Genomic DNA, 22,272 nt, shown 5'->3' with positions numbered 1-22,272 from the left:
TTTTCGAGGTTTTTTTGTGCTTCCTAGCTAATGATTGTACATTTACGCTATGCAAAACAGAATTACCAAACTATTTAATATACAGTATCCAATCGTTCAAGGTGGAATGATTTGGGTTTCAGGATGGAAGCTAGCTTCAGCAGTGTCAAATGCAGGTGGATTAGGATTAATTGGAGCAGGATCGATGTATCCAGAAGTACTTCGTGAACACATTCAAAAATGTAAAAAAGCAACGGATAAGCCTTTTGGGGTAAATGTGCCAATGTTGTATCCTGATATTGAAAAAATCATGGATATTATTGTTGAAGAAGGAGTGAAAATTGTGTTTACCTCCGCAGGGAATCCAAAAACATGGACCTCTTTTTTAAAGGAAAAAGGAATTACAGTAGTACATGTGGTAAGCTCAGTAAAATTTGCCTTAAAAGCAGAAGCAGCTGGAGTAGATGCTGTGGTATGTGAAGGATTTGAAGCAGGAGGTCATAACGGACGTGAAGAAACGACTACGTTTACGTTAATACCTATGGTAAAAGAACAAGTGAAGATTCCAGTAATTGCCGCAGGAGGAATAGGTTCAGGTAGAGGAATGTTAGCAGCAATGGTGTTGGGAGCAGACGGAGTGCAAATAGGAAGTCGTTTTGCAGCTACGGTAGAATCTTCAGCACATGATAACTTCAAAAAAACAATTGTTGAAGTAAAAGATGGTGGTACACAGCTAACGTTAAAGGAACTAGCTCCTGTACGTTTGGTAAAAAACAAGTTCTTTCAAGAAGTTCAAGAACTATATCAACAAAACCCAACGATAGAACAATTAAAAGAATTGTTAGGGCGTGCACGTGCAAAGAGAGGTATGTTTGAAGGAAACTTGGACGATGGAGAACTTGAAATAGGTCAGGTTGCAGGGCTTATCCATGAAATTAAACCAGCCAAAGAAGTGTTAGAAGCAATTGTAGAAGAATATCAGCAAGTGAAAAAAGAACAGTTGTTTTAATCGCAGGGCGATTGCCAAAAAAATAGAAACGTCATTCCGACGAGGTAGGAGGAGGAATCTTATAAAAAAATGAGTTATAAACATGCTCTTATCGTACTAACGAGTAAAAATTAAGGTAAAACAAAATAGTAATGATTAAACAATTAATCAGTATTCTGTTTTTAATTATAGGTATTTACCAGCTATTTAAATTAGTTAACTTAATTGAAAGCAATAAGGAGTCTTTTAAGATATTTATAGGTGATAGTAAAAATAAGTTATCCTATCCAAAAGGTTCAGAGATGTTCTTCAAGTTATTTTTTAGATACTTTTTACTTTTTTTAATTAGCATGTTTATATTTAGTCAACTTGTTTAGCTTTCCTAAAGGAGACGAGAATTAGTAATTAGATTTTTTTAATCAGTACTTTACAAGGATAAATCTAATACTATTTTCAACACTTTTGAGAACGAACAAATTTCTCTTTAATAATTTGTGCCACAGGTTTATTTTCAATCTTACTTTCAAGCCACGAAAGGATGTCTAAATATAAAAAAGCTCTTTTTTCATAAGGATGATTCTCATAAACCTTAAGGCGACTGTGTACTTTTTTTAACTCCTTTTTTATTTGATGCGGAAACACATCTCCCAACGCTTTTATAGAAGAAATAAACTCTTTTTGGACCTCTTGTAAATTCTCCATTTTTAGTAAAAAACGATAGGTATCTTTAAACTGACGTTCCAAATCATAATCCAAGCCACATTCGTAATGAGCAATTAAAGAAAGTACTCTAGCAAAACACTGTAAGTCGTTAGCTACTTGAATATTTTTAGGTTTAATGATCTTATTTAAATACAAAATACACTCTTTGTTTTTACCCATACCAAAGTATAAACAAGCAATTTTATAGTAAAATACCACGATATGATGATTATCAAGACGATCCTTATAACTATTAATCTTATCATTAATAATAGCCACTAAATATTCACCCTCAGCAAAACTACCCTCTAAGAAGTGTAAGTGCAATTTATTAGCATAATAGTATAGAAAAGTTAAGATTTCAGTATTGCTATTTTGCGGAATACTTTTCTCCTCAATTTCCTCTTCAAAAGCAGAGAGCTCTTCTTTAAACTTATCATAATGCTTTATAAAAAATAAGCTCTCTAATAAGTAGTTTTTTCCTTTTAAATAAAAAACAGGATGCAAAGAAATATTTTTTGTATCATGCTTAAATAAATCTACCCATTTATTAGCATACTTATAACTCTGTAAAAAATCCTGCGTTAAAAAGCTATGCCACAAATGTGCTTTGTATAACCATAACTTTTCTCTAAAACCCAATTCTTCATAGGTATATTCAGGAAGTTTAGAGTAAAAGTAAGTATTCACTCGCTGTAATTCCTCATCGTTTTTTACGTAACCGTTTTTAAGCAATGTTCCATACAATTGTAGCGATAAGTTTGACAGTTTACTGGCGATAACATTTTGCATGCTAAGCTCTTTTGCCTGAACAGTTAGTTCGTCAGAACGCGTATCAATACTTCGGGTTATATACTGACTTTCAATAACTTTTTCAAGCTCAACAATTTCATAAGCAACATTCTTTTCTTCATTTTCAACCGCCATATTTTTTGCTTTGTCAAGCAGCTTTAAACTCTGTTTGTATAGCCCTTTCTGATATAAAACTGTAGCAAAATCTAACTGCTCACGTATTTGAATTCGAATATTTTTATGAGCAGGATTCATACGAAGACTAGTTAGTATTTGCTTGTATAAATGAGCTTTTAGGTTAGATAACTGTTGTTTGCTTACTACACCGCTATCAATAATAGCCTTTTCGTTATAACTCTTTTGTTTTTCAAGCAATTTAAAAAGCGCAAAAAATTTAGCATCTACATTACCTCCTAAACGACCAACATATAAATTAAACTGACGCTTTTCTGACTTTGATAAAGACTTAATCAAAACAAACAAAGCATCATTTTGTTGGTTGGAGAATGTAATTGGTTTACGCATAACTTTTTGTTTTTCAGTATTTTGTTTTTGTTTTTTGTTGTTTTGATATCGTAACTAACCCATTAAAAAAGAGCTTGCTAGAAAAGCCAATATATACATTTGGTTTTTATTTTGATAATCATAGTTAGATTTATGCAAAGCGATAAAATTCAAATTTTCGATACCACATTACGAGACGGAGAGCAAGTCCCAGGATGTAAATTAGATACCCAACAAAAACTAATTATTGCAGAAAGGCTCGATTTTTTAGGAGTTGATGTAATTGAAGCAGGATTCCCTGTATCAAGCCCAGGAGATTTTACATCAGTACAAGAAATAGCCAAATTGGTAAAAAACGCTGCTGTTTGTGGATTAACAAGAGCCGTAAAAAAAGATATTGAGGTAGCAGCAGACGCTTTAAAATTTGCTTACAAGCCTAGGATTCATACGGGGATTGGTACCAGTGATTCACATATTCAGTATAAATTCAATGCTTCGAAAGAAGAAGTAATTAGGCGAGCAAAAGAAGCTGTTTCGTACGCAAAAAACTTTGTAGAGGATGTAGAGTTTTATGCAGAAGATGCAGGTAGAACCGATAATGCTTTTTTAGCCAAAGTTTGTGAAGAAGTTATAAAATCAGGAGCAACAGTGTTGAATATTCCTGATACTACAGGGTATTGTTTACCTGAAGAATACGGAGCAAAAATTAAATACCTAAAAGACAATGTTAAAGGTATTGAAAATGTAATTATTTCTTGTCACTGCCATAACGATTTAGGATTGGCTACAGCAAATTCTATTGCAGGAGCTATCAATGGTGCGCGTCAAATAGAATGTACGGTCAACGGAATAGGAGAGCGAGCAGGAAATACAGCATTAGAAGAAGTAGTAATGATTTTAAAACAGCATCCGTATTTAAATCTTCAAACAGATATCAATACCAAATTACTGTACGATACAAGCATGATGGTTCGTGAACGTATGGGAATGCCTGTACAACCTAATAAAGCCATTGTAGGAGCAAATGCCTTTGCACATAGCTCAGGAATTCATCAAGATGGAGTAATCAAGAACCGTGAAACCTATGAAATTATCAATCCAGCAGATGTAGGAGTCACAGAAAGTGCTATTGTATTAACCGCAAGAAGCGGAAGAGCAGCCTTAGCATACCGAGCAAAAAAGATAGGATATGAGCTAACCAAAATTCAGTTAGATACAGCTTATAAAACGTTTTTACAGTTTGCTGACAGGCAAAAAGAAGTAATCGATGAAGACATTCATCAGATTATGAAACAAGTAAATAAAATTTCAAAAATAGCCATAGCTTAATGGGAAAGACATTATTTGATAAAGTATGGGATGCGCATGTGGTGGATACTGTTAAAGATGGGCCACAGATTTTATATATAGACAAACACTTAATTCATGAAGTAACGAGTCCGCAAGCATTTAACGAGTTAAAAGAACGTAAGATTCCAATTGCACGACCAGATAAAACAGTAGCAACAGCCGATCATAATACGCCAACCGTAAATCAACATTTACCAATAAAAGACGAATTATCAAGGCATCAACTAGAGCAGTTAACACAAAACTGTAAAGAAAACGATATAACCTTGTATGGGCTTGGACATAGGTACAACGGAATTGTACATGTAATGGCTCCCGAATTAGGGATAACACAACCGGGAATGACCATGGTTTGTGGAGATAGCCATACCTCAACACACGGTGCTTTTGGTACCATTGCCTTTGGTATTGGAACAAGTCAAGTAGCACAGGTGTTTGCAAGTCAATGCTTATTGTTAGAAAAACCTAAAAGTCTACGTGTAACTGTAAATGGTAAGCTTAAAAACGGAGTACTACCTAAAGATATAATCTTGTATATCATAGCACAATTAGGAACAAATTCAGGTACAGGATATTTCTGCGAATATGCAGGAAATGTATTTGAAGAAATGTCTATGGAAGGTCGTATGACCGTGTGTAATATGAGTATCGAAATGGGAGCCAGAGGCGGTATGATTGCTCCTGATGAAACCACTTTTGAATATGTAAAAGGACGGGAGTTTGCACCAAAAGGAGACGAGTTTGATAACAAAGTAGCCTATTGGAAAACATTAAAGACTGATAAAAGTGCAAAATTTGATAAAGAATACACTTTTAAGGCAGAAGACATAGAACCAATGCTTACCTACGGAACCAACCCAGGAATGGGAATAAAAATTTCAGAAAATATTCCCCAGTTTAATGATGTTTCCTTTGAAAAGTCATTACAATATATGAACTTTAAAAAAGGAGCATCATTAATTAATACACCCGTTAACTATGTATTTATAGGAAGTTGTACCAACTCAAGAATAGAAGATTTTAGAGTCGCAGCAAATTATATAAAAGGAAAGCAAAAAGCAGCGAATGTAAATGCGTGGTTAGTACCAGGATCACAACAAGTAGCAAAACAAATAAAACGAGAAGGTTTGCAAGAAGTTTTTGAAGCAGCAGGATTTCAATTACGTCAACCAGGTTGTTCAGCATGTTTAGCAATGAATGACGATAAAATACCAGAAGGAGAATACTGTGTATCAACTTCAAACAGAAACTTTGAAGGACGTCAAGGACAAGGAGCAAGAACCATTTTAGCAAGTCCGTTAATGGCTGCAGCAACAGCAGTAGAAGGAAAAATTACTGACTTTACAAAACAATTAAACTAATGGAGAAATTTGTTAAACTAATAGATACCGCTGTACCCCTACCAACCGAGAATATAGATACCGATCAAATTATACCCGCACGATTTTTAAAATCAACCAATAAAGAAGGGTTCGGAGATAATGTGTTTAGAGATTGGCGCTACAATAAAAATGGTAGTTTAAATGAAGACTTTGTTTTAAACAATACAAATTATACAGGAAGCATTTTAATAGCAGGAGATAATTTCGGATGTGGTTCAAGCAGGGAACATGCTGCATGGGCATTAGCGGGCTACGGATTTAAAGTAGTTATCAGTAGTTTTTTTGCAGATATTTTTAAAGGAAATGCACTTAACAATGGAATATTACCAGTACAAGTACCCAAAGAATATTTAGCAAAACTGCTAAAAAAAGTAACTGAATTACCAGATACAACCATTATAGTCGATTTAGAAAATCAAACACTAAAAACACCTATAGGTAATGTAGATTTTGAAATCAATCCGTATAAAAAGCTATGTATGATAAATGGCTACGACGATATAGATTTTTTAATTAGTAAAAAAGAAACAATAACAGCTTTTGAAGCAACAATGAAATAAAAAGTAAAAAGATGAAGTACAACATAACGGTAATACCAGGAGATGGAATAGGACCAGAAGTAACAGAACAGGCAAAAAAAGTGCTTAGAGCTGTTGGTAATGTGTTTGATCACACATTCTTATTTACAGAAACATTAATGGGAGCCTGTGCTATTGATAAAACAGGAAACCCGTTGGCAGATGAAACCATTGAGCTGTGTAAAAAGAGTGATGCTATTTTATTTGGTGCTATTGGAGATCCAAAATACGATAATGACCCTACAGCAAAAGTACGTCCAGAACAAGGATTGTTACGTTTACGAAAAGAGCTGGAGTTGTTTTGTAATGTACGTCCAGTAAAAGCATATGATACGTTACTTCAAAATTCACCGTTAAAGAAAGATAGAATCGAAGGAACCGATATTACTATTTATAGAGAACTGACTGGAGGAATCTATTTTGGAATTAAAGAATTAAGTGATGATGGACAACATGCTTTTGATGGTTGTTCATACACTGTAGAAGAAATTGAAAGAATGGCGCATTTAGCTTTTCAGGCAGCTCAAAAAAGACGTAAAAAATTAACATTGGTAGATAAAGCCAATGTATTAGAAACGTCAAGGCTGTGGCGTAAAACTGTTGGAGATTTAGCAACTCAATATCCTGACGTTGAAGTAGACTATTTATTTGTTGATAATGCAGCGATGAAGTTAATTTTAAACCCAAAAGATTTTGATGTTATTTTAACCGAAAACCTTTTTGGAGACATTCTTTCTGACGAAGCAAGTGTTATAGGAGGTTCTATAGGTTTGTTAGCTTCCGCTTCAGTAGGAAAAGAAAATGCATTATTTGAGCCTATTCATGGATCTTTTCCTCAGGCTAAAGGAAAAGATATTGCCAATCCGTTGGCGTCTATTTTATCTACAGCAATGTTATTAGAGCATTTAGGCTTGATGCAAGAAGCGAAAGTAGTAGAAGTAGCCGTTCAAAAATCATTGGAATTAGGAATTACTACAGAAGACATCAATTCAGAAAACCCATTTTCGACTAGTAAGGTAGGAGATTTTATTGCAGACTATATCTATAATCAAGAAGATAGCGATATGAATTTCCAAAACATACACATGGGACAAAGCACTATTATATAAGTTAACACCGTACATTAATTATAAACTTCCTTTAACTACCGCGGTTAAAGGAAGTTTTGTTTGTAAGTGTTTGGTAGTGTGTTGGTTAATTGTTTAAAAATTCACCTCGTTGTTTGATATTTAATATTTTATGATTTTTCTGTTTAAATATTCTTTTTTTTAACGTTTTTTTTGATTTTATTTTAAATGTATAAATCTAAAGTGTAGATTTACAGTGAATTATAAAACCCTTCATATCATGAAAAAAACAAAGTTAGCCCTAATTATGGGCTTGTCTGTAGGTGTGTTCTTCACCTCATGTTCAAGTGAAAACGAACAAGTTAAAGAGTCGGATGTTATAGAGCAATCTAGCGATAACCCAGGACTTAAACCAGTACCTCAAGAGGTAGTTGATGCTGTAGCTAAATTAGAGCTAAATGTAGATCATATTCGTTATGATAATTTTTACTTTCCTGATGGAACTTCAGAAGTACGTTTATTTTTAGAAGAAGACGTAGTAATGACAGAGCAAGAGTTATTTACTTTGGCAGATGCTAAAGATGAAAATCAATCTGGTCGTCAATACTCAACCAACAGTTTAGTGTCGCAAGGTAGAAATATTTCTATCATAGGATATACTGGTGGTGGAGGATATGGTCTTTCTAGTAAAGAACAAACTGCATTACAATGGGCGGTAGATAATTACAATAATTTAAGTGGTGTATCTATTAGTTTTACCCTAACTTTTGGAACTAACTACTCTAACAAAGATATGGTAGTATACCGTAATCCAAATCAATCTGGATCAGGTGGTAGTGCAGGTTTCCCAAGTGGAGGTTTACCATACAAGTGGGTGCAAATCTATGGATTATCAGGATACACAACGAATGTAAACGAGCATGTAATTACACATGAAATAGGACATTCAGTAGGATTTAGACATACTGATTGGTTTAGCCGTCAAAGTTGTGGGCAAAATACTAACGAAGGTACTGCTGGGGTAGGAGCTAACCATGTGTCTGGTACACCAACTGGATACGATCCAACTTCAATTATGTTAGCGTGCTTTAGCTCTAACGAAGATGGAGAGTTTAATGGTAATGATATTACAGCACTGCAAAACATGTACTAAGAATTAACTAACCTTACTACATATTGTAAACCACCGATTAAAGTCGGTGGTTTTTTATTACGTATATTCCTTAGTTCATCATTTATTTTCCTGAGCTTATAAAAAAAATGTCTTTAAAAACGTGAGCTCAAAATACATTTGAGGTATCTAATAATAAAAACATACCATGATGAACACAAAAAGAGAACTTATTTTTTTAAGAACATTTGCAGTAAGTATAACAGCATTAATAGGAGTTTTAACTACTGTAGCCTTTAAAAATAAAGGGAATACACAATTTGATACTATTGATGTAAAAAGAATTAATATTATTGAAAATGATGGAACAGTAAAAATGCTAATTACAAATGCAGCAAACTTTCCTAGTAAAGGTGATAAGATTAATGGAAGAGTTTATCACGAAAGAAAAAAGAGAGCAGGAATGCTTTTTTATAATGAAGAAGGTATAGAGTGTGGCGGATTTATTTATGATGGTAAAAAAACTGAAAAAGGACATAGTTCGGGATTATCATTAACGTTTGATCAGTATGATGGAGACCAAGTAATGCAGCTCATAACTACTGATGCAAAGAGAGATGGAAAAAGATACAAAGCAGGTAGGTTGGTGTTTAATGATAGAGGAGATAACGAAACCCAAGAAATGACTCAAAAAATAAGTGAAGAATTAAGAGCTATTAATGATTCTGCTGAAAGAAGAGCTAAGTTTAAAGAGTATCAACAAAAAGGAATGATAGGTGGGGTACCAAGAGTAGCTTTAGGGCAAACACCAGGAAAACAAAACGGATTGTTTTTATACGATTCTAACGGAAAAACAAGAGCTAAGTTTATTATAGATGAGGATAATAAAATAAAATTAGAAGCCTATGATGAAAAAGGAAATACAGTAAGTACTTGGCCAGAAGATAAATAGAAATACTAGAGTTTGCGGTGAGATTCAATCAAAAGTTTCATCGCAAATTTGATATATTTGTGAGTACTGATATGAAAACAAACACATCCTTTTTTAGAGAAAATGCTACATTTTTAATCTTTCTCTTTACCTTTTGCTTAATGTTTATTTTAAAAAATCAATTTGGGAATTCAGATTCTTGGAAAGATTTTATCTTTTATCCTGATGCTCCCTTTTGGTATTTCTTTAAAGCAGTTTTTATTTTTTGGTGGGTTAGTTTTATTAAAAAGAGTATTAATAAAAGCTCAAAAAAACAAACTTCATTAAGTAGAAGATATGTGCAATTTTTTGGAATAGGCTTGTTAACATATTTAGTGATAGGAAATAGTTTCGGATTAATTGTTGCGTTCATTTTTGATACCTATTCCAGAAACTTTGGTTCTGTTTATCATGTAATATATGTTAATATAAATTCTGTAATTGACTTTATTATTTTTGGAGGATTTTCATTAGCCTACTTGTATTATAAAGAAAATGTTGCTTATCAAAAACAGGTAGCTGCCTATGAAATAAGTAAAGCTAAAAACGAGATAACACAATTAAAAAACCAATTAAATCCTCACTTTCTATTCAATAATTTAAATGTTTTAGATCAGCTTATTGATGAAGACACGGAAAGAGCATCTCTGTTTTTAAATCGATTTTCAGAGTTATATAGGTATAGTTTACATAGTGCAGATAAGCAATTGGTTTCATTAAAAGAAGAGTTGTTTTTTGCTGAAGGATATTTTAAGCTAATGGAAGAAAAATATCAGGGGTATTATCAACTACACATAGCACCAGCATTGTATACAAAAAACATTGTAGTACCACCATTTTGTTTACAAGTTCTTATAGAAAACGCAATCACTCACAATAAAGGAACCTCCGAATCACCTGTAGATATTACTATAACAGAGGATGAAGGAATTAAGGTAACAAATAATAAAGTACTGTATGCTACAAGAAGAAAAGGTAATGGAATGGCGTTGATTAACTTATCAAAACAATTTGAGTTACTTGCTGAAAATACTATTAAAATACGTGAAACTGAAAAGGAATTTGAAGTCGTTTTACCATTAATACCATCTCATAAATCTGTATAAAAATGATAAAAGCACTTATTGTTGAAGACGAATTACCAGCTAGAAAAAAGCTAAAAAAATATATAGAAAGTTATCATGAACCGATCACTGTGGTAGATGAGTTTGAAACAGTAGAAGAGGTGCTTCAGTTTTTTGAATCAACGTCTGATATTGACTTGATTTTTTCTGATATAGAATTACGAGACGGTAATGTTTTTGATGCTTATAATAAGCTACAAATTCAAGTACCAATTATTTTTATAACAGCATACAATCAGTTTTGGATGCATGCTTTTGAAACCAGTGGTATAGAGTATTTATTAAAACCTTATTCGTTTGAACGTTTTGAAAAAGCAGTAAATAAATATTCAAGCTTAAAAAGTTCAATGAAGGATGAAAGTAACCATAATGTTTTGCAAAAATTAGATGCTTATCTAGCAAATCAAACAGCTCAAACACCTAAAAGCTATCAAGATTTTATTGCTGTTAAATCTTCTCAGTACACCTACTTCTTAAAGATGGAAGAGGTAATGTATTTTCAAGCAGATTACGGAATTGTAACAGCATATGATATAAATAATAAAAAACATGTATTAAATCAATCCTCCTTAAAAGCATTAGAAGAAATAATAAACCCTAGCGTGTTTTTTAAAATTAATAGAGGCGAACTACTCAATAGAAACTATATAGAAAAGATAAGTAGGTATAATAAAAATGTTGTAGCCATCAATCTAAAAAACAGCAAAACAGTTTTAAAAACCAGTCAAAATAAAACAGCAGAGTTTACGAAGTGGTTAGGGTTATAAAATAAGGGAAGAAGAGAGAGGTTAAAAAAGTTGCAAGACTTAGCGAAGGGAGTCAATAATTGTTACATGTTTTACTTTTCAATTATTAATGTAAAATAAATCTATTGCACTACTTAACACAATCTCTTCTATATTTTAGAATGATTTTTTGTTAGGTTTTTTATTAAATAAAAACTCTAATAATTAAGGTTGTTGTCAATATTACCATATCTTCTATTTTAGGTGTTTAGCAAAGAAACCAAGCATCGTTTTATATAGTTCAATTTTGTTTTCTTCTCTTTTAAAACCATGACCTTCATTATATTTTACCATATATGGTACATCAACCCCTTTTTTGCGTAAACTAGCTACTATTTGATCACTTTCATTAATATTTACTCTAGGGTCATTGGCACCTTGTACAACAAATACAGGTTTGTTTAGTTTGTCGATATTTAATGCAGGAGAAACAGCTTTCATAATCTCTTTTTCTTCAGGAACCTCTGGATCATACCATTGTTCGTAAAATTGCTTCATCAAAGGCTTCCAGTATTCAGGAAAGGAGTCTACAAATGTGAAAAAGTTACTTACACCTACATAATCTACTCCACAAACATATAGTTCAGGAGTTTTAATTAAACTACCTAAAGTGGCCAGTCCACCATAACTTGCTCCATATATAGCAACTTTATTTTTGTCAATCATTCCTTGATTTATTGCATATTGAACACCATCTTCTAAATCATTTAACATGTTGCGTCCTATTTGTTTGTTTCCTGCCAAATAAAATGATTTTCCATATCCTCCTGAACCTCTGAAATTAATTTGTAGTGTAGCATAACCTCTACTGGCAAATAATTGTGCTTCTGGATTAAACCCCCATGAATCTCTTTCTCCATAAGGACCTCCATGTGGATTAACAATCATTGGAGTTTTTCCTTTCTTTGCATTTTTTGGTAAAGTGAGGTAACCATGAACAGTTAAGCCATCTCTTGTTTTAAAAGAAATAGGTGTCATTTTAGCCATAGTTTTAGGAGCTAAATTTGGCATCAAATCTTCTAACAATGTAAAACTATCATTTACTACATCATATTGATAATATTGCCCATATAAAATATCACTTGAGACATAGACTAAATACTTATCTTCATTTTCTGTAACACTAGCCAAAGTAAAACGATGAGGAGCAAATTTATTTTCTAATTTCTTGTATAACTTTTTAAAGTAATCGCTAATAGGTACAACTGTGCTCATTTTACCATTATAAGAGTAGTAGTCTAACTCATAATTACGTTTTCTAGATCTAGAAATACCATTAAGATCATAGTTATCATTACTAAATAAACGTTTTATTATCTTCTTTTCCTTTAAGTTGTATAAAACAATCTCAATTTTATCACTTTCTAAATTAGTAGCTACGTATGCTACATCACTATCTTTAGAGACAAAAGTTAAAATTGAGAAAGAATCTTTCCAGTTAGTTGTAATAACTTCCTTAAAAGTATTCTCACCAACAGCTTTATACTCTAACACATAATCTACTCCGTTTTTACGTTTTTTTAATGCACGTAAATTACCTTTGCTATCAAATTCAAAAGAAACCGCAGGATTGTTAACATCAGTATTTTCATAAATTAATTCAATTTCTCCTGTTTCAATATTAATTTTGTAAGGCTCAAATATTTGCTTATTCCTTTTGTTCAAAGGTACTATTACATACTTAGGTAAATCTCTTAAACCATGAACAGTATTAAGTGTCACCCCATCAAAAGGAGTTAAATCAATGTCTTTTTTAGTATCTATATTATAGGAATATAAATGAAAATTTTCATTACCTCCTTTATCCATGGCATATAATAACGTACTGTTATTACCCCATAAGTAGGTTAATATTAATTCTTCTTTTTCTTCAATTGCGAGTGTAATTTTATTAGTTTGTATTTTTTTTATATATACATGAGATTTACCTTTTTCATCTTTTTTTTTAAACGAAAGGTACTTTCCATCAGGTGAAAGTTCAAAGCTACTTTTGTTAGGTTTTTTATAATAATCTTCAACGGTATAAATATAACTCCCTTTATCTAAATCAACTAATTGTTGTAATTCTGTAGAGGAGGAAGGAAGTTTTGGGTTACCAGGAACACTATCCTTTTCTTTTGTTTGTGCTAAACTAGGAAGTATAGTTAACAATACAAGCAGTGGTATAAATAGATATTTCATTTTTTTGTTTATTAAGTTCGCTTACTCTTTAATTTCTAGGTCAATTTTAATTCTATTATCTTCGATATTAATTATGGAAGTAAGCTTTTTAGGAGTCTCTTTTCTTTTTGATTTGGAAGTTGTTTTAATATCGTTAGTGTTGAGGAAAATTTGATTATTCCTTATATCAAAATAATTAGAAATATCAATTCCGTACTTATCAAACTTATTGGTATTTTTTAGCTCTTTGTAAGAAGTAAACTGTTCTGTTATTTTTTTACCGTTTTTAGTAATCGTAACTTCAATAGTTTTATTCTTTTCATTATTTAGTATTATAGTACGTTTACTTGTTGTTTTTACTATAGTTTGTGCTTTACTATTTACTGTATAACCTATTAAAAGGGCAGCAAGCATTACTTTAATTAAATTCATATTTTACTTTTTTATTATTTATTGTTGTAAAAGTATTGTGTATATGGTTGTTTTATAGGTAAGTAGAAATTAAAAAAGCTTAAACAAAAATTAAAAAGCAGCAGAATTTATAAAAAGTTCTTTTAAAACTTAAAAAACCTTAAAAAAGCCTTAAATAAGCTTAAAACGAAATAGGTTATTACAAAAATGTTTTACTTTGAATACTCAACAAAGTAATTTATGAAAAGTTTTAACTTTAAATATATTATTCTATTAATAGGGTTGTCATCACTCGGAATCATCTTGTTTCAGATGAATTGGTTGAGGGAGAGTTATAATATTACAGATAAAAACTTTAAAGAATCAGTACTCCAATCTTTAAAAAGTACAAAGAATGTTATTGAAACATATAGAGCAAAAAACAATATAACTCTTGATGGTGATGTAAATACAGCCTATAGTTATAGTACTAAAGACTCATTATATAACTTTAACTTCTATTCTGTTTCTAAATTTGACTTTATTCCAAATTATGACAACCAATTTTATAATACAATGGAAGCATTGCAAAAAGAGTTTGTTAAAAGAAAGAATACAAGTAAGTCGTTTAATGAATCAGTAATGATATTATATTTTCAGAAAGATACAATTAGCTCAAATGACTATGAACAAATTAAAGTAGATAGTGTAATAAATAACAGTTTACTAGCTAATAATATAGAACTGAAGCACACATTTGGCTTTAGGGATAAAAAAAGTAAGAAGTGGAATTATGTTGGAGGTGAGATATTAAAAGACACAATTTTACTTGAAAAAAGTAATTATATATTAGATACGATTGATAACGAAGATATCCATCTTATTTTTTATAATAAAAGATCATTTTTATATAAATCATTACTCTTAAATATTATAGTATCTACTCTTTTAGTGTTAATCATACTATTTAGCTTTTGGTATGCATTACGAATTATTTTGAAGCAAAAACACTTATCTCAAATAAAGACAGACTTTATAAACAACATGACACATGAGTTTAAAACACCTTTAGCATCAATAAGTATGGCTACAGCAACTATAGAAGAACCTGAAGTTATTAAAAACGAGTTGGTAATAAAACAACTAACTAAAGTGATAAAAGAAGAAAATGAACGAATGAATAGGCAGGTTGAAATGATTTTAAAAATAGCACAAGATGATAAGTTGATTTCAAAGTTAGATAAAAAAGACATCGATGTTAATGAAATTATTAAAAGTATTGTAGCGCAAAACAATGTTAGAGTTGAAAAGAAAAACGGAATTATAAAATATGTAGCCGCAGCTAAAGACTTTATAATTAGTGCCGATGAAATACATATTTATCAAGCTATAAATAATTTGGTAGACAATGCTATTAAATATTCATACAATAACATTGACATAAAAGTAACTTCTGAAAATAAAGATGAATATTTGGTTATAAATGTAACAGATAAAGGAGTAGGTATAAAAAAAGAAGATGAACAAAGAATTTTTGAAAAGTTTTACAGAGTTTCTACAAAAGACGTACACAATGTAAAAGGTTTTGGTTTGGGATTAAATTACGTAAAGCAAATAGCAGAAGCTCACAATGGTTATGTAACACTTAATAGTAATAAATTAGGTAGTACCTTTTCTTTATTTTTACCTTTAAATAAATAAGTAGTATGGATACACAAATGCAAAAAAGTTTACTTTTAGTAGAAGATGATCCTAACTTTGGAATGGTATTAAAAAGCTTCTTAGAAATTAAAAAGTTCAATGTTACACTCTGTAACGATGGAAATGATGCAATAAGAACAGCCAAAGGTAAACCATTTGATCTTTTTATACTAGATGTAATGCTTCCTAACAAAGACGGCTTTACTATTGCTAAAGAACTTAAAGAACAGCAAATAATAGCACCTTTTATCTTTCTTACAGCTCGAGCCATGAAAGAAGATAAGGTAAAAGGATTTGAATTAGGGGCTTTAGATTACCTAGTAAAACCATTTGATCCAGATATTTTATATCTAAAAATACAAGCCCTTCTAAATCAAGAAAAGGTAGAAACACCTGTTGAAACAATAACAAAATTTGAAGTAGGTAATTTTACATTAGATACTTTAAAGCAAGTATTAATTCTTAATACAGAAGAAATAAACTTAACCAATAAAGAAAGTGAATTGTTAAGAATGCTTATACAGCATAAAGACAATGTTTTGTTACGCACACAGGCACTTTCTGAAATTTGGGGAGATGATAATTATTTTACAACAAAGAGTATGGATGTTTATATTACAAAGCTACGTAAACATTTAAAAAAGGATACACAAAGTACTATAGAAATACAGAACATTCATGGAAAAGGATTTCGATTAATTAGTAACTAAATACTAACAATCAAAAAACAGATGAGCTGTATTTTATATCCATTTTACTGTAATTACGAGGAGGGAAGGACGAAGTAATCTGTCTATTGAGAATTCCAAACACAAATATTCAGCGTAGCAAAATCTCATATTTGGTCTGATAATAGTAATAAAAACAAAGCAGCTTAGATAAACCCCCAAACTGCTTTTGTTTATAGCATTATTCTACATGCGTAAAAATCTTAGCTACAATTTTCCAATCATTTTCTATTTTGGTTAGAGATAAGTAATCGTAATAATTATACCCCAACATAGGTACATGTAACTTTACCATGGCAATTTTCCCCATAATATCAACCCCAATAATTTTCATGTTAAAAGTTTCTTTTAAATCATTTGGACTTTGCCTGTTGGCAACCCCTTTAATATAATCTTCAGAACTTTTAAAATAATCAGCCCCCTTAATGTCTCCATAGATAGGAGCATTGTTATAAAAGCACGATTGAAGTTTTTGAATATCTCCATAAAAAATACCCTCAAAGTAGTTAGTTACTAAAAGCTCTATTGCTGTTATATTCTCTTTATACATCTTTTTTAGTTTTTAAATGGCATGACCAACAGTATGTCCACCAGCCACATTCATCGTTTCACCGGTAACAAAATTTGAAAAAGCTAAATAGTAAGCAGCTTCTGCAATATCTGTAACTTCACCAATACGATTTAGTAAGTGTAATCCTGCTAAACTATCAGCATCTTCAATACCTATTTTGCTTTGTAGCGGACTTCTAATAATACCCGGAGCAATGGTGTTTACTTTAATATTATCATTACCAAACTCAGCAGCGAGTTGCCTGGTTAAGGCGTGAATCGCACCTTTGCTCATTAAAGGAGCAGTAGCAGGGAAACCAGCTATGGCATGATCTACTAACACGGTTCCTATATTTATAATAGCTCCATTTTTTTGTTCCACCATACTCGGAATAACAGCTTGAGAAGCAAAATAAGTTCCTTTTAAGTTTACGTTCCAGTACAACTCTAAATCACTTTCTTCTACTTCTAAAAATGGTTTAGGAGCAAAAATACCGGCATTGTTTATCAATACATCTATACCGTTAAATTTTTCTAAAGCTAGGGTTGCTAATCGCTTACTCGTTTCCTGTTTACTAATGTCTCCAACAAGAAGTACAGCGTTTACCGGACTACCTAAATCTTTGTAAGCTTTTTGTAAGTTTTCTTCAGTAGAAGCATTCATTACTACATTGCATCCTTTTTCTATAAAAAGTTTCGCAATTTCTTTACCAATACCTGTTGAAGCTCCTGTAATAATTGCAGTTTTGTTTTTCATGAGTCTTATTTTTTAGTTCCTAAATATTGTTTACCATCGTGCCCCCAATTACCTAAAGGAATTTCTTCAATTACAATATGGGTAGTTGCAGGATTTTTTTGAAGCACATCAACTAAAAGCTGTGTTGTTCCTTCAATAAGTTGACGTTTTTGTTCTTGGGTTACCTGTTCGTCGGTAACTTTAATGTTTACAAAAGGCATAATAATATGTTTTAAAATTATGCTACAAAGTTGCGGTAGAAGCACAACTTTACACAGGAGCTATGTCACACCTTTAAAGTGAGGTAGGTCACATTGAGACACCAGACAAATAAATGTCAAATAGATATAATGATAGTAGTAGAATTATTTTTGAATGGCAAAATTACTTTGATTAAATAGCTTAGAAAGAGGAGTATTCTATGTAAAATCAAAGGAGTTAGAAAAAAAGTGCAATGATAGAGGTAGTTAAAAGATACAAAAACTACGAATTAAGTCTGCTTAATGTTTCTCTAGAAACCCCTAAATAAGCAGCAATCATTTTTTTAGGAACACGTTGAAAAAGGGTAGGATATTGTTCTAACAATTGGTCGTATCGTTCTTTTGCAGAATTTTGTAGGAGGGATACAATTCTTTTTTGAAGTGCAATTCTTCCTATTTTACTTTTCTTTGCCCAAAAACGTTCCATTTTATGCATAGAAGCGGTTAACTTTTCACGGTTTTCATAAGTAATGTACAACAGCTTACAATTTTCTATACAATCAATAGCAGTTTTTGAAGGTAGTTGTTTTACAAACGATTCATAATCAGTAATCCACCAGTTTTCCATAGCAAATTGAAGTATATGCTCTTTTCCGTTACTATCTAAAAAATAACTTTTTACACAACCGTCAACCACCCAGTATTCTTTAGTGGCTACATCTCCCTCTTGTAATAAATACTGGTGTTTACGTTTGGTAACCGACTCAAAAAAGCTAAGAATATAGGCAAACTCTTCATCGGTAAGACTAATAATTTCTTCAATATGAGCGCGTAATGGATGTACCATATTCTATACTTAGCTTTCTTTTTATTTAAAATGCAGGAGTCTTTAACTATTGTATACTACCGTTTGTGCTAAAAAGTTTTATTGGAGTTTTTAATACCGTTTTCTAGGTAAAAATGCATCACCCTTTTAAGAATATTTCTCGGCTTGAATCCTCTTTTAGAAAGAATAGGAAAACGCTCTTGAAACTTTTCCGTATCAACGTACACTTCACAAGGCTTGTTATTGGTAATGAATTCGTCTAAAGAGGCATATACTTTTTCAGGAGATTTAAAGGCTAAAAAGTGTTTGTATTTCCATACCCCTTGCTGATGAGAAGTATATTGGTATTTACCCGATTTACTGTTTTCTAATTGCTTGTTTGTTCTGCGTCCGAAGAAGTTAGACACTTTGCTAATCACCACTCCCGGATAGTACGAGCGATGCATTAACTTTACAGACGGGTATACATTTTGAGAAATATCTTCTAAAAAATAAGGATGAAACCCAACGTTTTTTACTGCTGCTAAAAAATCATCCTCATAAATAAAGTCGTCAATAGCCCAAGAATTCGCCCACTTTTTGAGTACCTCTTTTTCTTTTTGGTTTTTCGGATGTCTTAAAAAGTAGTCAGAAATCAATAAGCGTCCTCCCGGTTTTAAAACTCTGAAGGCTTCTTTTAAAAAAGCCGCTTTATCATCAGCATGTACAATACTTTCAATACCGAAAACAACATCAAAGGTATTATCAGGAAAAGATGTTTCACAGAAATTCTGACAAGAAAACGCTACTAAGTTTTTAGGATCATTATCTTTCTGATATTCCAAAGCACGGTGTACATGTGCCTTAGAAAGTGAAATACCATGTACTCGGCAACCAATGTTATTAGCTAAGAAAAAAGACGTTCCGCCCACACCACAACCGGCATCTAAAACCAAATCATCTTTGGTAATCTGTGCGTTTTTTGCTACTTGAAAGTTCATGTTCCAAAGTGCTTGACGATGGGTATGTGTATCGTTGTTCCAAAAGCCATAATGTAAGGCCATAGAGTGCTTTAGTTGCCAAACTATTTCATAATCCCTTAACGACTCGTCGTAGTACGATTCAATTTCTTCATGGTAGTTTTCAGGCATAATAGCGAGTTGGTTTTAGTGTTGAATTAGTGGTAAAAGTAGCCATTTTTTTGTAAGCAGGAGATACTTTTTTTGAAGGTTGGTTTTTAGTAGCTAGCTATTGGCTCTTAGTACTAAACAATAGATAAAACCGTCGTAATGAGGAGCAATAGCAACGTGATTATCTCATAAAGATTAGCTGTAGGCTTTTAGTAGTTAGCTATTGGCTCTTAGTACTAAACAATAGATAAAACCGTCGTAATGAGGAGCCATAGCAACGTGGTTATCTCATAAAGATTAGCTGTAGGCTTTTAGTAGCTAGCTATTGGCTCTTAGTACTAAACAATAGATAAAACCGTCGTAATGAGGAACAATAGCAACGTGGTTATCTCAAACGGTTACTGTCAGTTCGAGTGATTTTTATTGAGTGATAACGAAATAAAAATTGTATCGAGAACTATTCGAATACTTCTCGATAGCTCTACTAAGCGTAGCCGAAGTACAAAATTATTTACATTTCATTTCAATAATTTTACTCGAAGTGACAATAGATAACATAACATAGAATTTTGTTAGTTCATTTGTTGCGAACTCAATTAAGAATAAAGAAGAAAGACCGCTTCGCTGCTAGAGTAAAGATGCTTTAAAAGTCTATTTTCTTTTCTCTTTGCTATTTTCGTGCCAATAGCTAACTATGCAAGGCTTTACCGTAAAATTCCTTTTTGTATAAGTCGGTTTCTTTTTCCATTGATGAAAAAGAAACCGACTTAGGAAGTTCACGAATTCCTTTTAAAATCAATAAGAATTGATGAGCTAAACAAAAAATCTAGTCTTAACCACCCTGCACTCAAAAATAATCATTCTCGAATCTAAATTAAAATAACTCGCTATCGCTCAAACAGATTTTAATTTCTTACGATTCTTGCGGTGTTATTTTTGACTTGTTTGCTTATGACGGAAGTCATATAAAGACTTTTGTATAAATCTCTGCTCTTAATTCTTTTTTCTATTTTCGTACCAACAGCCAACAGCCAACAGCCAACAGTCAACAGCCAACAGCCAACAGTCAACAGCCAACAACCAATAGCCAAAAGCCAACGGCTTACTGATTAAACTTTTCTCGAATCTGCTCCAAACACAAATTATCAATACTACCTATGTGCGTATGCTTTTTAGAGGTGTCAGGAGTATAGGTGCCGTTGGTAACTTCACCCCCAATTTTCTGATAGGCCTCTCTAAAGCTTATCCCATTTTCTACTAGCGTATTGATGTTATCTACCGTAAACAGATACTTGTATTTTTCATCGTGTAGGTCGATATCCTTAACAATGATTTGCTGAATGGCATAGTTAAAAATATCCAATACCTCTTTTAAGCTTTCCACGGCATGAATTACGTTTTCTTTTAATAACTGATAATCTCTATGGTAACCGCTAGGTAAATTGTTGGAGAGCAACAAAGTTTCAGTATAAGCAGCCTGAATTTTATTGCACTTCCCTCGAATCAACTCAAACACATCAGGATTCTTTTTATGCGGCATAATGCTACTACCTGTAGTTAATTCATCCGGGAAAGAGATAAAATCAAAATTCTGACTCATATACAGGCAGATGTCCATGGCAAAACGTGCTAAGGTATTGCTTACACTTCCCAATGCTAGGGTAAGGGTACGCTCACTTTTTCCTCTGCTCATTTGTGCGGCCACCACATTGTATTTTAACGTAGCAAAGTTTAGTTCTTTAGTGGTTAGTTCTCTGTCAATAGGAAAGGAGCTGCCATAGCCTGCGGCGGACCCTAACGGATTTTGGTCTACTGTTTTTAAAGCAGCCTGTAACAAATGTACATCGTCAATTAACAACTCGGCATAGGCAGAAAACCACAACCCGAAAGAGGAAGGCATGGCAACCTGTAAGTGGGTGTATCCCGGTAACAAGTTGGTTTTATGCTGTTCTGCTAACTGCAATAAGGTATTAAAAAGCGTATGTGTCTTTTCCAAAATATCTTGTAAGCTCTCTTTGTAATACAACTGCAAAGCCACTAACACCTGATCGTTTCTGGAACGTGCGGTATGTATTTTCTTTCCTACCTCGCCATATTGCTGGGTTAATTCAAACTCAATTTTAGAGTGTACGTCTTCAAACTGCGCCTCAATTACAAACGTACCGTCGGTTACTTGTTGCTGTAAAGTTTGAATGCCTTCGGTTACCAATGCCAGTTCTTCAGTAGTAATAATGCCTATGGATGCCAACATTTTGGCGTGTGCTAACGATGCTTGCAAATCGTACGGAGCAATGTGCAGGTCTATTTCTCTATCATTACCAACAGTGAAATGCTCTATTTTTTTATCTATGGATAATCCTTTGTCCCAAAGTTTCATAATTTTAGTTTTTATTTAGTATTAAGAATTGAGTAGTTAGTATTGAGTGAAAATATCAGGACTAACAAAATTCTATGTTATGTTATCTATTGTCACTTCGAGTAAAATTATTGAAATGAAATGTAAATAATTTATATCGAGAAGTATTCGAATTAGTTCTCGAT

The 22,272-nt window shown here is 32.3% G+C and carries 20 protein-coding genes; 11 read left to right on the top strand and 9 right to left on the bottom strand.

Translation table 11 applies throughout. From position 1 onward, the window contains the following. The first annotated feature begins 49 nt into the window (after positions 1 to 49). A complete protein-coding gene (locus V1T75_RS02790) occupies positions 50 to 988 on the top strand; it encodes an NAD(P)H-dependent flavin oxidoreductase (protein ID WP_099216203.1) in 939 nt (312 codons plus the stop codon). Between the two features lie 432 nt (positions 989 to 1,420). Here V1T75_RS02790 and V1T75_RS02785 read toward each other — a convergent pair whose 3' ends face one another. Next, complete coding sequence (locus tag V1T75_RS02785; RefSeq protein ID WP_330487048.1) at positions 1,421 to 2,986, bottom strand: hypothetical protein; 1,566 nt, start codon at positions 2,984 to 2,986, stop codon at positions 1,421 to 1,423. A 132-nt stretch (positions 2,987 to 3,118) separates the two neighbouring features. Here V1T75_RS02785 and V1T75_RS02780 point away from each other — a divergent pair, with 132 nt between their 5' ends. The 8 genes from V1T75_RS02780 (at position 3,119) to V1T75_RS02745 (ending at position 11,314) form a co-directional block, all read left to right on the top strand. Further along, the gene (locus V1T75_RS02780; RefSeq protein WP_330487047.1) at positions 3,119 to 4,294 is read left to right on the top strand and encodes a 2-isopropylmalate synthase; all 1,176 of its coding nucleotides are present in this window, start codon (positions 3,119 to 3,121) and stop codon (positions 4,292 to 4,294) included. Further along, positions 4,294 to 5,676 (top strand): 3-isopropylmalate dehydratase large subunit, encoded by a 1,383-nt coding sequence (gene leuC, locus V1T75_RS02775; RefSeq protein ID WP_330487046.1) that lies wholly within the window; start codon positions 4,294 to 4,296, stop codon positions 5,674 to 5,676. Before V1T75_RS02780 ends, leuC begins: the two co-directional genes overlap by 1 nt. After that, positions 5,676 to 6,257 carry a 3-isopropylmalate dehydratase small subunit gene (gene leuD / locus V1T75_RS02770; protein WP_159614834.1) on the top strand — a complete coding sequence of 194 codons (582 nt, stop codon included), beginning with the start codon at positions 5,676 to 5,678 and terminating at the stop codon, positions 6,255 to 6,257. The genes leuC and leuD overlap by 1 nt, the downstream gene beginning before the upstream one ends. Before the next feature lie 11 nt (positions 6,258 to 6,268). Then, entirely contained in the window at positions 6,269 to 7,384 is a 1,116-nt protein-coding gene (gene leuB / locus V1T75_RS02765; protein ID WP_330487045.1) for a 3-isopropylmalate dehydrogenase, read from the top strand. A gap of 238 nt (positions 7,385 to 7,622) precedes the next feature. After that, positions 7,623 to 8,495, top strand: a complete 873-nt coding sequence (locus tag V1T75_RS02760) for a M57 family metalloprotease (RefSeq protein ID WP_330487044.1) — start codon at positions 7,623 to 7,625, stop codon at positions 8,493 to 8,495. A gap of 166 nt (positions 8,496 to 8,661) precedes the next feature. After that, a complete protein-coding gene (locus tag V1T75_RS02755) occupies positions 8,662 to 9,405 on the top strand; it encodes a hypothetical protein (RefSeq protein WP_330487043.1) in 744 nt (247 codons plus the stop codon). Positions 9,406 to 9,545: 140 nt separating this feature from the next. Beyond that, positions 9,546 to 10,529 (top strand): sensor histidine kinase, encoded by a 984-nt coding sequence (locus V1T75_RS02750; RefSeq protein ID WP_330487042.1) that lies wholly within the window; start codon positions 9,546 to 9,548, stop codon positions 10,527 to 10,529. A gap of 2 nt (positions 10,530 to 10,531) precedes the next feature. Next, positions 10,532 to 11,314 carry a LytR/AlgR family response regulator transcription factor gene (locus V1T75_RS02745; protein WP_330487041.1) on the top strand — a complete coding sequence of 261 codons (783 nt, stop codon included), beginning with the start codon at positions 10,532 to 10,534 and terminating at the stop codon, positions 11,312 to 11,314. A gap of 213 nt (positions 11,315 to 11,527) precedes the next feature. Here the strand turns inward: V1T75_RS02745 and V1T75_RS02740 are convergent, their stop codons facing one another. Next, positions 11,528 to 13,513, bottom strand: coding sequence for an alpha/beta hydrolase family protein (locus V1T75_RS02740; RefSeq protein WP_330487040.1), 1,986 nt, complete (start codon positions 13,511 to 13,513; stop codon positions 11,528 to 11,530). Between the two features lie 21 nt (positions 13,514 to 13,534). Next, positions 13,535 to 13,924: a hypothetical protein gene (locus V1T75_RS02735; RefSeq protein ID WP_330487039.1), complete on the bottom strand. Its 390-nt coding sequence runs from the start codon at positions 13,922 to 13,924 to the stop codon at positions 13,535 to 13,537. A 219-nt stretch (positions 13,925 to 14,143) separates the two neighbouring features. On the opposite strand from V1T75_RS02735, the gene V1T75_RS02730 reads away from it, so the two are divergent. Then, positions 14,144 to 15,583 (top strand): sensor histidine kinase, encoded by a 1,440-nt coding sequence (locus V1T75_RS02730; protein WP_330487038.1) that lies wholly within the window; start codon positions 14,144 to 14,146, stop codon positions 15,581 to 15,583. Between the two features lie 5 nt (positions 15,584 to 15,588). Next, entirely contained in the window at positions 15,589 to 16,293 is a 705-nt protein-coding gene (locus V1T75_RS02725; protein WP_330487037.1) for a response regulator transcription factor, read from the top strand. Between the two features lie 199 nt (positions 16,294 to 16,492). On the opposite strand, the gene V1T75_RS02720 is transcribed toward V1T75_RS02725, so the two are convergent. From V1T75_RS02720 to argH, 6 genes are all read right to left on the bottom strand, one after another. Beyond that, a complete protein-coding gene (locus V1T75_RS02720; RefSeq protein ID WP_330487036.1) occupies positions 16,493 to 16,861 on the bottom strand; it encodes a nuclear transport factor 2 family protein in 369 nt (122 codons plus the stop codon). Between the two features lie 12 nt (positions 16,862 to 16,873). Then, positions 16,874 to 17,617, bottom strand: coding sequence for an SDR family NAD(P)-dependent oxidoreductase (locus tag V1T75_RS02715; protein ID WP_330487035.1), 744 nt, complete (start codon positions 17,615 to 17,617; stop codon positions 16,874 to 16,876). A gap of 5 nt (positions 17,618 to 17,622) precedes the next feature. Further along, positions 17,623 to 17,817 carry a tautomerase family protein gene (locus V1T75_RS02710; protein WP_047789068.1) on the bottom strand — a complete coding sequence of 65 codons (195 nt, stop codon included), beginning with the start codon at positions 17,815 to 17,817 and terminating at the stop codon, positions 17,623 to 17,625. A gap of 262 nt (positions 17,818 to 18,079) precedes the next feature. Further along, positions 18,080 to 18,643 carry a Crp/Fnr family transcriptional regulator gene (locus tag V1T75_RS02705; protein ID WP_330487034.1) on the bottom strand — a complete coding sequence of 188 codons (564 nt, stop codon included), beginning with the start codon at positions 18,641 to 18,643 and terminating at the stop codon, positions 18,080 to 18,082. A 68-nt stretch (positions 18,644 to 18,711) separates the two neighbouring features. Continuing rightward, positions 18,712 to 19,752: a methyltransferase domain-containing protein gene (locus V1T75_RS02700; RefSeq protein ID WP_330487033.1), complete on the bottom strand. Its 1,041-nt coding sequence runs from the start codon at positions 19,750 to 19,752 to the stop codon at positions 18,712 to 18,714. Positions 19,753 to 20,833: 1,081 nt separating this feature from the next. Continuing rightward, entirely contained in the window at positions 20,834 to 22,108 is a 1,275-nt protein-coding gene (gene argH, locus V1T75_RS02695) for an argininosuccinate lyase (RefSeq protein WP_330487032.1), read from the bottom strand. Positions 22,109 to 22,272 lie beyond the last annotated feature (164 nt).

The organism is Tenacibaculum sp. FZY0031, from assembly GCF_036350695.1.
Lineage (GTDB): Bacteria > Bacteroidota > Bacteroidia > Flavobacteriales > Flavobacteriaceae > Polaribacter.
This window is presented reverse-complemented; position numbering and strand designations above follow the sequence as displayed.